The sequence below is a fragment of the Antiquaquibacter oligotrophicus genome (assembly GCF_020535405.1).
GTDB lineage: Bacteria > Actinomycetota > Actinomycetes > Actinomycetales > Microbacteriaceae > Rhodoglobus > Rhodoglobus oligotrophicus.
This window is the reverse complement of the sequence record NZ_CP085036.1, coordinates 2,541,184-2,555,111: the sequence shown is the minus strand read 5'-3', so window position 1 is coordinate 2,555,111 and position 13,928 is coordinate 2,541,184. Positions and strand designations below refer to the sequence as shown.

Annotated in this window: 14 protein-coding genes; 9 read left to right on the top strand and 5 right to left on the bottom strand. The window is 63.7% G+C overall.

The window, feature by feature from the left end; translation table 11 throughout:
* Positions 1-51: 51 nt before the first annotated feature.
* On the top strand, positions 52-537 hold the full coding sequence (locus LH407_RS12425; RefSeq protein WP_322133670.1) for an RNA polymerase sigma factor: 486 nt from the start codon (positions 52-54) through the stop codon (positions 535-537).
* Between the two features lie 9 nt (positions 538-546).
* On the opposite strand, the gene LH407_RS12420 is transcribed toward LH407_RS12425, so the two are convergent.
* Positions 547-822: a HigA family addiction module antitoxin gene (locus LH407_RS12420; protein WP_322133671.1), complete on the bottom strand. Its 276-nt coding sequence runs from the start codon at positions 820-822 to the stop codon at positions 547-549.
* 9 nt (positions 823-831) lie between these two features.
* A complete protein-coding gene (locus LH407_RS12415) occupies positions 832-1,125 on the bottom strand; it encodes a type II toxin-antitoxin system RelE/ParE family toxin (RefSeq protein ID WP_322133672.1) in 294 nt (97 codons plus the stop codon).
* Positions 1,126-1,217: 92 nt separating this feature from the next.
* Here LH407_RS12415 and LH407_RS12410 point away from each other — a divergent pair, with 92 nt between their 5' ends.
* On the top strand, positions 1,218-2,657 hold the full coding sequence (locus tag LH407_RS12410; protein ID WP_322133673.1) for a hypothetical protein: 1,440 nt from the start codon (positions 1,218-1,220) through the stop codon (positions 2,655-2,657).
* On the opposite strand, the gene LH407_RS12405 is transcribed toward LH407_RS12410, so the two are convergent.
* A complete protein-coding gene (locus LH407_RS12405; protein ID WP_322133674.1) occupies positions 2,658-3,056 on the bottom strand; it encodes a hypothetical protein in 399 nt (132 codons plus the stop codon).
* A 312-nt stretch (positions 3,057-3,368) separates the two neighbouring features.
* Between LH407_RS12405 and LH407_RS12400 the strand changes: the two genes are divergently transcribed.
* On the top strand, positions 3,369-3,725 hold the full coding sequence (locus tag LH407_RS12400) for a hypothetical protein (protein WP_322133675.1): 357 nt from the start codon (positions 3,369-3,371) through the stop codon (positions 3,723-3,725).
* A 13-nt stretch (positions 3,726-3,738) separates the two neighbouring features.
* Here LH407_RS12400 and LH407_RS12395 read toward each other — a convergent pair whose 3' ends face one another.
* A complete protein-coding gene (locus LH407_RS12395; RefSeq protein WP_322135024.1) occupies positions 3,739-4,251 on the bottom strand; it encodes a hypothetical protein in 513 nt (170 codons plus the stop codon).
* Between the two features lie 192 nt (positions 4,252-4,443).
* Between LH407_RS12395 and LH407_RS12390 the strand changes: the two genes are divergently transcribed.
* The 6 genes from LH407_RS12390 (at position 4,444) to LH407_RS12365 (ending at position 12,218) form a co-directional block, all read left to right on the top strand.
* Positions 4,444-6,513, top strand: coding sequence for a nuclease-related domain-containing DEAD/DEAH box helicase (locus LH407_RS12390; protein ID WP_322133677.1), 2,070 nt, complete (start codon positions 4,444-4,446; stop codon positions 6,511-6,513).
* Positions 6,510-6,938, top strand: a complete 429-nt coding sequence (locus LH407_RS12385; protein WP_322133678.1) for a DUF1294 domain-containing protein — start codon at positions 6,510-6,512, stop codon at positions 6,936-6,938. Before LH407_RS12390 ends, LH407_RS12385 begins: the two co-directional genes overlap by 4 nt.
* 23 nt (positions 6,939-6,961) lie before the next feature.
* Positions 6,962-7,753 (top strand): nucleotidyltransferase domain-containing protein, encoded by a 792-nt coding sequence (locus LH407_RS12380; RefSeq protein WP_322133679.1) that lies wholly within the window; start codon positions 6,962-6,964, stop codon positions 7,751-7,753.
* An 805-nt stretch (positions 7,754-8,558) separates the two neighbouring features.
* A complete protein-coding gene (locus LH407_RS12375; protein ID WP_322133680.1) occupies positions 8,559-9,752 on the top strand; it encodes an ATP-dependent nuclease in 1,194 nt (397 codons plus the stop codon).
* A complete protein-coding gene (locus LH407_RS12370; protein ID WP_322133681.1) occupies positions 9,749-11,197 on the top strand; it encodes a UvrD-helicase domain-containing protein in 1,449 nt (482 codons plus the stop codon). Before LH407_RS12375 ends, LH407_RS12370 begins: the two co-directional genes overlap by 4 nt.
* Positions 11,198-11,303: 106 nt before the next feature.
* Positions 11,304-12,218 carry a hypothetical protein gene (locus tag LH407_RS12365; RefSeq protein ID WP_322133682.1) on the top strand — a complete coding sequence of 305 codons (915 nt, stop codon included), beginning with the start codon at positions 11,304-11,306 and terminating at the stop codon, positions 12,216-12,218.
* Positions 12,219-12,355: 137 nt separating this feature from the next.
* On the opposite strand, the gene gatB is transcribed toward LH407_RS12365, so the two are convergent.
* Positions 12,356-13,873 (bottom strand): Asp-tRNA(Asn)/Glu-tRNA(Gln) amidotransferase subunit GatB, encoded by a 1,518-nt coding sequence (gene gatB / locus LH407_RS12360; protein ID WP_322133683.1) that lies wholly within the window; start codon positions 13,871-13,873, stop codon positions 12,356-12,358.
* Positions 13,874-13,928 lie beyond the last annotated feature (55 nt).

Genomic DNA, 13,928 nt, shown 5'->3' with positions numbered 1-13,928 from the left:
CGCACGAAACGTTGCGTTGCGATTGGCAGCAGCTCACAGCATCCTGATGTCATGCCCTCACCCGACGCGCAGTTCGAGCGCGCCTACACGCAGCACCTGCCCGCGGTGAGCGGGTACCTGTTCCGACGCGTGGAGCGCCAGCACGTGGAGGACCTCGCGGCGGACGTGTTCGCGATCGCGTGGCGCAAGCGGGCATCCGTCGCCGAAGGCGAAGAGTTGCCGTGGCTGTACCGCATCGCCGCGAACGTCGTCGCCAATCACCGTCGTAAGCAGGCCACCGGCAACGCGCTCATCGCCGCATTGCGGCCCGCTGACTCGGCGCCGTCGGCTGAAGACATCGTGATCGCGGATGCCACGCTCGCCACCGCATGGCGTCAGCTCAAGCCCGCCGAGCGCGAGTTGCTGACCCTCGCCCTCGTCGAGGATCTCGCTCCGGCCGACCTCGCGGTGACCCTCGGGGTCAGCGTGAACGCGGCGACGGTGCGGCTGCACCGCGCGCGGAAGAAGCTCGCTGAGCTCCTGGGGCAATCAGACTGAGATGTCGATCTAGCCCGCCAGCGGAAGCACCTCGGGGCGAGGTTTCTGCCGCTCAGTCCACAGGTCGTAGCTGGCCTGCATTCCGAGCCACAACTCGGCGCTCGTTCCAAAGAGCAGACCCAAACGGAGTGCCATGTCTGCCGTAATCGCGGCATGACCATTCCGGATGCGCGAAAGCGTCACCCGCGTAACGCCCAGCCGCCGCGCGGCCTCCGCAAGGCTTGTGGCGCCCAGATAGTCCTCAAGGAGGACGCCAGGGTGCGGAGGGTTGTGCATTGCAGTCATGTGATCCTCCTAGTGGTAGTCGAGGTAGTCGAGCAGGTGGACGTCCGTGCCCTCGAAGTAGAACGTCACCCTCCAGTTTCCGGAAACCCAGATGGCATGGTGCCCAACCAGATCTGAACCAGACGGCCCGACACCCGTGAGTGGATGGGGTTTCCACGAACTCGGCAAGTCATCAAGGCTGACGGCGTTATCGAGCACTGCGAGTTGCCGCTGCAATCGCAGTGCGTGATCTGGACGGATGCCCGCCTTGCTCCCCGTCTCGAAGAACTTTTGGAGGCCTTTGTGACGGAAGGACTTGATCACCCTGCGAACGTAACGTGTGGCTATACGTAATGTCAAGCTATACGCTTTGGATTCCGCCTGTAAGAACTCCCCCCTCGCGACATTTCCCCCATATGACCAACCACGACGACCTCACCAGCCGCCTCCGCCACGGCGTTGACCGCGGCGCGGCGCCCGAGCTCTCCGCCGACCTTGTGACGGGCGCGGGCGACCGACCCGCTCCCCACCTCATCAACCCCGCCGTGCGAGTGGCGGGAACCGCCGGTATCGCCGTTGCCGCCCTCGGGCTCGCAGCGCTCGTTGTGGTTCCGAGCCTGGTGCCTCGGGCTCCGCTGTTCACGGCGGCCACGGCATCCGATTCCCGCTCCGCCATGAGTGCCGAGGGTGCCGCGACGAGCGACATGAAGATCGGCTGGTGGGTGCAGTACAACTACAGCGCCGCGCCCGGCCTGTCGACCGAGCCGGGTCGCGGCCAGGTCTACCGCCTGGCGCTCGACGGCGGTGACCCCGCTGCTCGCACCGCGGCGCTGGCTGAGGCGTTCGGTCTCGAGGGTGCGCCCGCCGAGTCGGAGTACTCGGATGCCACCTACCCCGTGTGGGTCGTCGGCCCGCAGGACGGCACCGCTGCCGGTCTCTCATACAACGCGTACGGCACCGGCGACTGGTGGTACAACGACCCGACGGCCGGTTCGACGTTCATTTGCGATGCATCCACCACCCCGGAGCAGGCCACCGAGTACGGTTGCGTGCTACCCGAGAACGCCCCCGAAAACCAGGCGCCCACCGCAGACGAGGCGCGCACCCTCGCGAAGGAGTTGCTCGCCGCCACCGGATTCGACACGGATGCCGCGACCATCGACGTCTACGCGGACGACTGGAGCACCACCGCGAGCGCCTACCTTTCCGTCGACGGCGAGCGCACCGCCCTCACCTGGGGCGCCAGCTGGTCGAACACCGGCGACCTCTCCTACGCCTACGGCCACTCGGTGCGCCTTGAAGCACAGGGCGAGTACGACACCGTCTCCCCCACCGCTGCGGTCGACCGTCTCAACGACGGGCGCTGGTTCGGTTCGGCCGGGCCCGACTTCCAGGGCGGTGCGGTCGCCTTCGCCGCCGACGTCGCCCGCACCACACCCGACCCCAACCTCGTCGACCTCGCCGCTCCCGATGAGACGGTGACGGATGCCACGGACCCGGGCGACGCCGCCACCTCCTCCCCCGTCGACCCGACGGTTCCCGCGGAGCCGACCGACCCCGCGACCCCCGAGCCCGGTGTCGTGGAGCCACTGCCCGAGGAGACGCCCGTCGAGCCGCTGCCCGAACCGACTCCCGAGGTCGTGGACGTCGTCGTCGACAACGCGACCGCCACCCTCGTGCTGCTGTGGGACGTCGACGGCAACGCGTGGCTCGTCCCCGGCTACGCCATGCAGACGGACGACGGCTGGTGGAACGCGGTCGTCAGCCTCGTGGACGGTGTGATCGCGCTGCCGGAGCCGATGCAGATCGAGCCGGGTCTCGACCCGGAGTTGTTAGACGGGGAGGTCGTGGAGTAACTAGCCGCGCACTCCGGTGAGAGTGCAGCTCGACGTCGTCGCCTTCAGATCGAAGGCGACGACGTCGATGAGTAGAGGCTCGCCGGGCACCCACCCGAGCTCGACGCCAGACGCCGTCGCTTGATCTTGGGTCATCTGGAGTTCGAGTAGAAGGAACGCTCGCTCATCGACTCTCGCGCTCAAATCGATCGGGCGTTTCGACTCCGGCTCTGTCAGCGCCGCGACAACCTCGCGCGTCACCGGCTCGTCGCGCGACAGCGGCGGCTCCTGAGCACCGACAAGTCCGAGGCCATCGATCTCAATGCCGTTGGCGTCCATCAGCTCAATGCGGTCCACTTCGAGATCTTTGCCGCGCGAGCTTTCGAGTTCGATCTGGATCATGACCGTGTGAGGACCCACTCTGAAACAGTCACCCGAACTGGTTGCCGTTCGTACGAAGTCGTACTCGCTCCCCTCCCACAGCCAAGACAGGCGGGTGCCCATAACGAAAACCAAGCCGACCACTCCAACGGTGCAGAAAAGCGCGACAGCTATGAAGGCCGCCCCGGCGAGCAGCACCACTGATCCACGCCTCATTTGTGCATCATCTCAATGCGGTGAGCGCTCGGTCGTAACGATCCAGGATCAATGTGGGCGAAGCTGTCGATTACCATCGCGGAGGCTAACCCACCATGGCGAACACGGTTCACTCTCCGTCGATAGGCTCGGCACATGGCATCCGCCCCAGTACCCACGGATGCGCCGGGGCAGGTCGATGCCGGAGCCTCTGCAATCCTCGCCTTCGTATTCGCTCTCGCGCCGTTCGGGTTGCGGGCGCTAGAGATCTTGAGTCGGTTCTTGTTCGGCCGCCCCAGCTACGAGTTCCCTGTGTTTGCCATGGTTCTCGAATGGACGAACGTGGTCCTGAACGTGACCCTCGGACCGCTCGCCGTGATCTTCGGCGTCATCGCTATGCGACACCCGGATGCAACGGAGCGCCAGCTGCGGTTGGCGCAGGTGGGGCTCCTGGTCGGCGCGTTCGGAACGCTCCTCACCCTGATCGGCATCGGAGTGCTGGTGTTCGGTTGACCTCGGGGTCGATCTAGCCGGGCGAAACCTTGATCGTGCACTCCGAACTCGACGCTTCCAGCTCGAAGTTGATCTCATCCGCCCACCGCATAGCTCCCGGAGAGTATTCGAGCCGCACGCCTTCTGCCGCGCCGACGCCTGACTCGACGGAGATGACGAGAAGCAAATAGTGCACCTCCCCTGACGGTGCACGCAGTCCTAGACGACGTTCATCTGGCCGCAACGTTTCGACGAGGCTCGTCGGCGGGAGTCTCTGTTCGGGCGCTAGGGGTTGGCCTATCAGCCCGATGGCACGAAGTTCGAGTCCACTTTCGTTGATGAACTCGGCGGAATCCACACCCAAGTCGCCCGCGTCCGCACTCGTCACTGGTATCTGCGCGACCACCGTGTCGGCATCCGCTCGAAGGCACGCCAGCGAGTCCAGCTGGGCAACCTCGACAAAATTAGGCTCCGTTGTGGTCGAAGCAACGCTCGAGAGGATAAATGGGAGCGCAAGAAGAGGAACGACACACACGGCGACGAGCACTACGAGCAGGAAAGGACCCTCTTTCGCCTTTGCTACTCGTGCATCTTCGCAGCCCGGAGGCCCTTGCGCCGTAACGATCGTGACTCGATCCACTTCGAAATGTCATGAGTGCCCCCGAAGAGGGCGTTCTCGCTGAGCCGAACTCAGCACCAGACTGGAATCGCGACGGCCGGATGTCGCTCAGGGGGTGCGATGAGTTCAGCTGGGGCATCCGCGCGCCTCGAATCCGAGCGTCAGGCAGCGCTCGCGGCCGAGCATCGACGAGCGGCTGAAGACGCGGAGCAAGCGGCCGCTCGCTACCGCATCGCAGCAGTGACTGAGGAGAGTGTCGCTCGCAGACTGACATCGCTTTCCGCCGTGGGCTACCACCTTCTTCCAGACCGCGGCTGGCCCGGCAGTCGCAGTGCCCAAGTCGATCTCGTGGTCGTCGGGCCGGGCGGACTGTTCATCGTCGACACGAAGGCGTGGAAAGAGGTGACGGTGGCCGCGGGTCATATCTTCCGTGGCCAGGCGGATGTCACCGAGGATCTCGACAACCTCGCTGACTTGGCGTACGGCACCGAGCAGGTCATGGCCGAGGTCGGCCTCGCACCCGGTGAAGTACACCCGATCGCTGTACTCGCGGGCCAGCGCGGCATCAAGGAGCGAGTCGGCACGGTCGAGGTGGTGGGAGAGCACGACATCCTTCGCCACATCGCTCACTACGGTGCGCGCCTCACGAACGCTCAGGTCGACACGGTGCTCGCCGCAGCCCCGCAGCACTTCCCCCTCGTCGGTGCGCCGGCGCCTGTGGTGGCGGCTGTGCCCGAGCCGGTACTCGCGGAGCCGAGCGTGCAACCGCCGCTCATATCCGATGAGGAGGTGCGCGAGGCCCTGATGGAGGGAATCCTTGCGGCTCCGATCGAAGAGTGGATGTCGTTCCTCCACCCCGACCAGGCGAAGCTCGTGCGGCGCAGCTTCTCCGGGCCCTCCCGCATCCGCGGCGCAGCTGGAACAGGCAAGACGGTCGTAGGTCTCCACCGCGCCGCCTACCTTGCACGCCAGCTGGCCGGCGACGATCGCGTATTGGTCACCACGTTCGTCAAGTCGCTTCCGGCCGTCCAACAGACCCTCATGCAGCGGATGGCTCCCGCCGTTGCCGATCGCATCGACTTCATGAGCGCGCACGCGTTCGCCTTGCGGTTGCTGAAGGCGCGCGGCATCCCGTGCAGTCTCGACCCGAAGGCCGCCTCGCAGGCATTCGATGAGGCTTGGCGAGCGGTCGGCGTCCCGGGCCCGCTCGCGAAGATCGACCCAAACCACGTGTATTGGAACGACGAGCTCCAGCACGTGATCAAGGGGCGCACGATCACCCGCTTCGAGGACTACGCCAATCTCGCGCGCACAGGTCGCAAGCGCATCCTGCGGCTCGAGCAGCGCCGGGCGGTCTGGGAGTTGTACACGGACTACCAGCGCAGGTTGCGGGAGCGGCGGGTGCACGATTTCGGGGACGTGATCTCGATGGCTAGTGCATCCGTGCGCGATGCCCCGCTCGAGCGCTACCGCGCGGTGATCGTCGACGAGGCTCAGGATTTGTCGTGTGAGACCATCCGCATGCTGCACGGCCTTGTCGGCAACCAACCCGACGGCCTCACGCTCATCGGTGACGGCCGCCAGACCATCTACCCCGGTGGCTACTCACTCGCCGAGGTCGGCATCTCGCTTGCCGGTCGCGGCGTGGTGATGGCAACGAACTACCGCAACACGGCGGAGATTCTCTCCTACGCGGCGGGCATGGTGGAGGGGTTGGAGCAGGCAGACCTCGAAGGGCTGGCGGATGATGCGCCCGCGGTGCTGCGCAACGGTGAGCAGCCGCGCGTCGCACGGTGCGCCGGCCGCGGAACGCACGACGACCTGCTCATCGACCACATTCGTCGGGTGACCGCGACCGTCGGCACGGACTTCGGGGATGTCGCGATCCTCGCCCTCGACCGCAGGATGCTGAGCCCCACCCTCCGCGCGCTTGAACGCGCCAGCATCCCGACCGTTGACCTCGACACCTACCGCGGCGAGCGCGTGCCCGCCGTCAAGGTCGGGACTGTGAAACGGGGCAAGGGTCTCGAGTTCAAGCACGTGCTTCTGGCAGGCGTGCCGTCGGACGTGCTCGACAACCGCGTGCCGTCCGATGGCGGCCGGTTGGAGCGGCACGAGCTGTTGCGGCGGGAACTGTACGTCGCGATGACTCGCGCCCGCGATGGGCTCTGGGTCGGGGTGCTCGGGTGAGCAGCACGAAGGCGCCCGCGATGCAGCGGCGCAAGTCGAGGCGGTCGCCCTCGCAGTACCTCCCGATCGCGATCTTCGCGGGCATCTACGTTGCCGCCGTGCTCGTCTGGAACGCTCCGCTGTGGCCGGCGCTCATCTACGTCGCAGTGAGCCTGATCACGTTCCTCGTGTACCTCGTCGACAAGCACGCGGCACAACGCTACGGACAGCGTGTGTCGGAGAACACGCTGCTCCTCCTCGGCTTCCTCGGCGGTTGGCCGGGAGCGATCGTCGCGCAGCAGACGCTGCGCCACAAGAGCATCAAGCAACCGTTCCGCGGCTACCACTGGTTCACCGTCGTCGCGAATGTAGCGGTGTTCGTGTTCCTCGTGTCGCCGGTCGGGGCACGCGTGATCGCGGCGTTCCTGCCGGGCGGTGCCTCGTAGCGCCGCCCCGATACCAACACACAATGCGCGCGATCCCAGCCTCCATGGACCCCACCATCGTGCACGCGGTGGATGCCCGGCTAGCCGGAGTCGAGCAGGATGAGAGCGTCAGCATCCTCTGGGCCATCGAGAACGGTAGCCGCGCGCGGGGCTTTCCGTCGCCCGACAGCGACTACGACTGCCGGTTCTTCTACCTGCGTTCCCGCGACTCGTACCTCTCACCGTGGCCCGCACGCGACGTCATCGAAACACCGCTCGACAAGATCTTCGACGTCAACGGCTGGGACCTCGCCAAAGCCCTCCGCCTCCTCGTGAAGGGCAACGCGACCGTCACCGAGTGGCTCCGCTCCCCCATCATCTACGGCGGCAGCGAACTCTTCCGTGATCGGATGCTCGAGCTCGCGTCATCCCTCTACGACCCGATCCGCGCCGGACGCCACTACCTCCACGTCGGCCGCCAGCAGGCCGCGAAGCAGATGACCCTCAAGCGTGTCTTCTACTCCCTGCGCCCCGCGGCTACCCTCCGCTGGTTGCGCGACAACCCCGGCCAGGGCGTGCCACCCATGGACCTCGGCTCGCTGCTCGCGCAGAGCGATGTGCACGAGCCGCTGGTCTCGCGCATAGACGAGTTGATCGAACTCAAGAGCCGCACTCGCGAGGTCGGCACGGGCGACGTGCCCGCGGAGGTCACGGCGTTCATCGCGTCGGAGTTCGCGCTTGCCACGGAGCTGTACGAGGCGGCGGATGCTACGGCTCCTCCTGAAGGGATCGCCGCTGCGGAGGCGTTCTTCCTGTGGGTATTGGAGGAGTTCTGAAGCCCGCTCATTCCATAGAAGGCGCAGGAGAAAGGGAGTCGATACTCAACCGAACTGTCCAACGTGAAACAGCATCCCCAGATACGCGGTCACGCAAGAGCATCGAAGCAGCGCTCGGAGCGGGCGGAATTTTCATATCCAGTATCTTGAACTTAGTTCAATGATGAAAGGGCGCAAAGTGCACTTAAGGGGAGTCAGCGTGCGAGGCTTTCGCGCGAGCGCGACAAGCACCATCGAGTGCGAGTTCCCGGGGAGATTCAGCGTCCTACTTGGCGCCAATGGGGCTGGTAAGACGACTGTCTCCGAGGCACTGTACCTCAGCCATAGTCAAGTCTTCCCGCGCCTTCCCAGGCCGACGAGCTCAACCTTGGGAGGCGCGGATCGCGGCGTGACAGTGAGGTATGCCCTAGAGCGCGACAGATCGACCGAGAGCGACCTCGGCATACAGGTTCGGAATGAATCCGGCGATGAGACGCCTCTCGCGACAGCTGGCGTCTGGGAATATCGCCTAAAGAGAGACCTTGGCTCAGTTGGCAAAGAGTCGATCGTTCAGCATGCAATTCAGGACAACATTCGGTTTCTTTACCTTCCCGCGTGGAGGAATCCGATCGACGAACTTGGACGCCGTGAGGCACGAATCCTCGTCGAAATGCTCCGTGCCGAGCAAGACCGCCAACATGGTCACCGCAACCTTGCCGATCTCCGGGCGCGGGCAGGCGATCTCCTCGAGAGCCTCGCAGCCTCGGGGCTAATCGCTGCAGTCGAGGATCGCGTAGGAGTACACCTAGCTAGCCTTTCAGCGGGCGTGAGCTCCCAGAACGCCTTCGTTCGCGGTCAGCAAGTTGACGACGCGTATCTCGCCCGCGTGTTGCAGTTTATGCTCGGTGCTACTGCTGATCGAGCTGCGGCCATGCCCCTTGAGGTTTCGGGTTTAGGCTACGTGAACCTGCTGCACATCGCGATTACGCTCGCCGCAATTCCAGACCCCTCTTCTACTCCTGCAGCCACGCGCAATGCTGAAGAAGAGGAAAGCGCAGCGGATGGCGACCAAAGTCAGGCATCGCTTGAGGCCGAGCTGCAAGAGGACTCAATCTTTGACGCTGCGCCGTTTCATGCAACCGTGCTGATCGAAGAACCGGAAGCTCATCTCCATCCCCAACTCCAACAATCATTGGTTCGCCATATTCGGCGCGAAGTCGAACGGCGCCCCGAACTCCAGGTAATTCTCTCGTCGCACTCTGGTGAGGTGATCTCGTCGGCGCGTCCCGAGGAACTCGTGGTACTTCGCCGCGAGCAAGGCCGAACGGCATCCCGCATGATTGCCGTTCACCCTTCTCCGAAACGAAATCGCATCTTACGCATGGCTCGTCTTCACTTCGATGCAAATAAGTCCGCCGCACTTTTTGCCGACCGAGTCGCCCTCGTGGAGGGAATCACTGACGCCATCGTTCTGCGTGAGTTTGGCCGAGCATGGGCGGGTGGCGACGGGTGGAGGTTATCCTTCATTCACGCACTGAGCATCGTCCCGATTGGCACGAAGGTCGGTAGCTGGCCCGTTGCCCTGCTGTCCACTCCAGGCTTCGAGCTGTCCACCCGCGTCGCTGTTCTCAGAGATTCAGATCGGCGACTAGATCAGGAGCCCATAGCACCCGGATGGTTGGCCGAGTTTGATGACGATCGTGTCCGAATGTTCCAAAGCCACCCGACGTTGGAACCCGCGATCACCCCAGGGAACGAGACTCTGGTCGCTGAAGCGCTTACCGCGGTAGGCATCTCCCCACCTGAACCGGTGAGTATTCAAACGGTCTCTCAGCTTTTCCGAAGCAAAACTTCTAGCGGGGTCGCTGCTGGCCGTGGCTCAAGGAGGAAGGGAGAATTCGCGCTTGAGGTTGCGGACCGTGTGCGGAGGCGTGTGGAGCGGAGTCGGACCGTCGCAGTGCCAACACATTTCGAGGAGCTGTTTGACTTCCTTTACGAGGATCTGGATGAAGTGATGTGATTGCTCTCACCTCTGAGCAACTTGCTGTAGTGAGTTCTCGCACTCCCCTCTTCGTGAAGGCCTTTCCCGGATCCGGCAAGACGACTGTTGCGGCCGCGCGGTTCACTCAGAGTCGGTTCGAGCCGTCGGGTGACCGGAGAGCTGTCGTGGGGGCTAGCTTCACGCGCTCCGCGACACGCGAACTGGCGGCGCGAGTTAGGCGCAACGCTGGGAGTCTCGCGCTGCGGTATCCAAACCGCATTGAAACTCTCGACACTTTGATGCGCGACATCCTGACATCATTGCTGAGATCGGGCGAGCTCGTCTGGCCGGGTGGAATGCGCGAACTGGATGTGGTCGACAGCTGGGCCCACATTCGCAAGTTGGCATGGACCCCGCAAGAGCCGAGGATGACCCTCGAAGGCCAGGTTCTTGGGAGCAGACTTTACCGGCAAGCTCGCCCCGGCTCGTACCCTGCGATCGACGATTTTAGGGCTGCGGTTTCCTCCGGCATTTGCTCGCATGCCGAGGTCCGCCAAGCGCTCAACTTAGCAATCGCGAGCGAGCACATTCAGGAGCGGATTAGAGAGCGCTTCGCCAGAACGGTCAAAGAGCTGATCGTCGACGAGATTTTCGACGGGAATGAACTCGACATCGCGGTTCTCCGCCTCGCTATTGAGGGCGGCACCCGATTGGTGACGATCGGCGACCCTTGGCAGGCCTTGTACGCTTTTCGCGGCGCCCGCCCAGCGGACATATCGGACTTTCTAAGCAGCTTCACAACCACTCCACTCACCGAGTCCTTTCGCTTCGAAAGCGAGCCTCAGCGCGAGCTCGCGGACGCACTGCGCTCTGGTCGATCCGTGTCGGTGCTCGTAGACGATGCTTTTGAAGCGGACGTGGTGCTCGCCCCTGAGTGGAAGCAACTTTGGAAGGTGCCGTTGGCGCTGCCCCTCGCGCTTGGCTCGTTCAAAGGATCCGTTGGCGAAGCTATGGCCACCGTTCTGCTGAACTCAATCGTAAATGTGTCAGTAGGAAGCGAGGCAACCTTCATCGGAGAGGCGCTGCGGACACTCCGGAGTGATCGCGAAAGGATCACATCGGCCGAAGGCGAGATGCTCCGCATCGCGGCGGCACTTCGAACGACAAACCGCTCAGCGATGCCCCAAATCTGGGATCTACTGAGATCAACTCTTCAGCCTCTGGTCGACATCGAGCTACCCATGCGCCGCGCGACAAGTCGGCTAGAACCGATTAGAAGCGCCCTTGAGCATCGCGGCCGACGAGTGCCTGGGATGACGATTCACCAGGCTAAGGGTCGTGAATGGAACTCGGTGTTGGTGGTCCTCGATGAGCAAGCTGTATCTGCTCTCGAGGAGGGCCTGACCGGCCAGACGGAGAGAGAACGCAGACTCTACGTTGCGCTAACGAGGGCCCGGCGGGCGACAAGGGCGGCCGTTATCTAGCCAGACTCGTCAAGGAGCACCAGGCGGCTGCAACCTAAAGGCATTGAATAATTCGGGGCCGGTGTGGGATCCGAAGGTCGCTCCCGCTTCGTTAGAGACTTCCACCATGTGCCCGACCAACCCTCACGAAGTTCACCCTGCAGAGTTTCAGGGCATCAACGAGGCTTTCTACGCCGAAGATCCAAGTTCATACTTCAAGACAAGACTCAGCCTCCTTGTGGCACTGTGCGACTCCGGTGGTGCGACTGCCTCAGCGATTGAAGCGGGAGTCAGGTATGGTGGCATTTCTGCGCGAAGCGCTCCTGGCACGCCGGAAGAACTCGAAGGTTTTGCAGCGATTGAGTCACTATCGCTCCTGCATCAAGTGACTGAAACGGTGATGCGGTTGTTTCTCGCTCATGCACAGCATGAACCTTGTCCCGCACTGAAAATGGCGAAGTCGACAAACTTCCGCGAGTTTAAGAATCGGCTCGCGAACATCAGGGATGAGGACTTTCCCGACCTACTTAGCGAAGCGCGCCTGGTCTTCCGAGGTGATGATCAATTCGAACGATTCAAGGGGCTCAAGTTCTCGAAGTGGACTGAGGACGGCGAACACCTCATCGCATTCCTTACCGACTCCGCACGGATACTTCTAGAAGACTCCGACCCTTACAACAGCTTCAAGCACGGCTTAGGAATCCAAGCCTCACACCCATCGATAACTCTCGGCGCGAAGGACGACAACCCGTTCCACTACGACAGTCCGGCGATCAGCTACTTACACAGGTCGAACGGCTCAGATACGTCGCGGTGGTCGCGAACAACGTCGATGATCTCGATTGAAGCGAATCTCGCCATGATCGTCGTAGCCCTGGAAGAGCTGGGCGCCCTTTGGGCTGTTGGATCCAGGCGAGTGAGCAGCGAATCCATAACGGTCAATTTCATGCCAGCAAACCGCCGGGCAAAGCTAGTCGCCAATGCGACCGATCGCGGAGTGCTTTCATTCCGAGTAACCCAGCAGTTTCCGACAACGCACTAGATCGCGCGCGAATAACTCAGATCAGGATCTCCGCCAATATCGGCGCGATCGGAAAACTTCCCGATCGAGATGATGCGTTCGATATCGCCCCGGACGGCGACTACTCGTGGCAGACATGCGCCTCCACCTGGTGCGACCTACGCCCCAGCTCGCTCCAGCACCAGCTCACGCACGCGCGCGGCATCCGCCTTGCCCTGCATCGCCCTCATGACTGCACCGATTACAGCACCGGCGGCCTGCACCTTGCCGTCGCGAATCTTCTCCAGCACGTCGGGCTGAGCCGCGAGCGCCTCGTCGATCGCGGCGATGAGGGCCGTGTCATCCGACACCACCTTGAGACCACGCGTCTCGACGACAGTCGCCGGGTCACCCTCCCCCGCGATCACGCCCTCCAGCACCTGGCGGGCGAGGCGGTCGGTGAGGGTTCCGGCTTCGATGAGGGCGACGAGGGCCGCGACATCCGCCGGCGACACCAGGGAGGATGCCTCCACGCTCTGGTCGTTCGCGATGCGGGTCAGCTCACCCGTCCACCACTTGCGCGCCTGGGCCGGGGACGCACCCGCGGCCACGGTCTGCTCCACCTCGGTGAGCAGGCCGCCGTTGACGACATCCTGAAACTCGAGGTCGGTGAAACCCCATGCCTCCTTGAGGCGGCGGCGACGGATCGCGGGGGCCTCCGGCAGGGTCGCGCGCAGCTCCTCGATCAAGGCAGCCGACGGCTCGACGGGGAGGAGGTCGGGCTCCGGGAAGTAGCGGTAATCGTCCGCGTCACTCTTCGGGCGACCGGCCGAGGTCACGCCGGTGTCCTCGTGCCAGTGACGGGTCTCCTGAATGATCGTGCCACCCTTCTCCAGGATGGCCGCCTGCCGCTGAATCTCGTACCGGATCGCACGCTCCACACTGCGCAGCGAGTTCACGTTCTTCGTCTCCGTGCGGGTACCGAGCGTGTCGGTGCCGCGGCGCTTCAGCGACACGTTCGCGTCACAGCGGAGGTTGCCGCGCTCCATGCGCGCTTCCGAGATGCCGAGGGCGATCACGATGTCGCGAATCGCCGCCACATACGCCTTACCCACCTCGGGGGCATCCGACTCGGCGCCCACGATCATCTTCGTGACGATCTCCACGAGCGGAACACCCGCGCGGTTGTAGTCGACCAGCGAATACTCGGCACCCTGGATGCGACCCGTTGCACCACCCACGTGGGTGAGCTTGCCGGCATCCTCCTCCATGTGCGCACGCTCGATCGGCACCCGGATGATGCGGCCATCCGCCAGCTCAATCTCCACCTCACCCTCGAAGGCGATCGGCTCGTCGTACTGGCTGATCTGGTAGTTCTTCGCCAGGTCCGGGTAGAAGTAGTTCTTGCGCGCGAAACGGCTCGACGGGGCGATGCTGCAGCCGAGGGCGAGGCCCAGGCGAATGGATGACTTGATCGCCTCCTCATTCACGACGGGCAGGCTGCCCGGCAGACCCAGATCCACCGGGGTGATCATCGTGTTGGGCTGCTCACTGTGCGTGCCGCCCGCGGCCGCAGGGTTCGGAGCATCCGAGAACATCTTCGTCTGGGTGTTCAACTCGACGTGCACCTCGAAGCCGAGCACCGGCTCAAAGAGTTCGAGGGCCTTGTCGTAGTCCATCAGGTCAGCTTTAGCCACCAGACGATTCTAGGTGTGCCCGCTGGAGCTGGGAGCGCAGCCCATCCCTGCGCCA

Bases quoted from the DNA above. Each gene is read 5' to 3' on its own strand.
- LH407_RS12390 (WP_322133677.1), top strand. From the start codon at position 4,444: ATGAGTTCAGCTGGGGCATCCGCGCGCCTCGAATCCGAGCGTCAGGCA.
- LH407_RS12400 (WP_322133675.1), top strand. From the start codon at position 3,369: ATGGCATCCGCCCCAGTACCCACGGATGCGCCGGGGCAGGTCGATGCC.
- LH407_RS12425 (WP_322133670.1), top strand. From the start codon at position 52: ATGCCCTCACCCGACGCGCAGTTCGAGCGCGCCTACACGCAGCACCTG.
- LH407_RS12410 (WP_322133673.1), top strand. From the start codon at position 1,218: ATGACCAACCACGACGACCTCACCAGCCGCCTCCGCCACGGCGTTGAC.
- LH407_RS12365 (WP_322133682.1), top strand. From the start codon at position 11,304: ATGTGCCCGACCAACCCTCACGAAGTTCACCCTGCAGAGTTTCAGGGC.
- LH407_RS12420 (WP_322133671.1), bottom strand. From the start codon at position 822: ATGACTGCAATGCACAACCCTCCGCACCCTGGCGTCCTCCTTGAGGAC.
- LH407_RS12380 (WP_322133679.1), top strand. From the start codon at position 6,962: ATGCGCGCGATCCCAGCCTCCATGGACCCCACCATCGTGCACGCGGTG.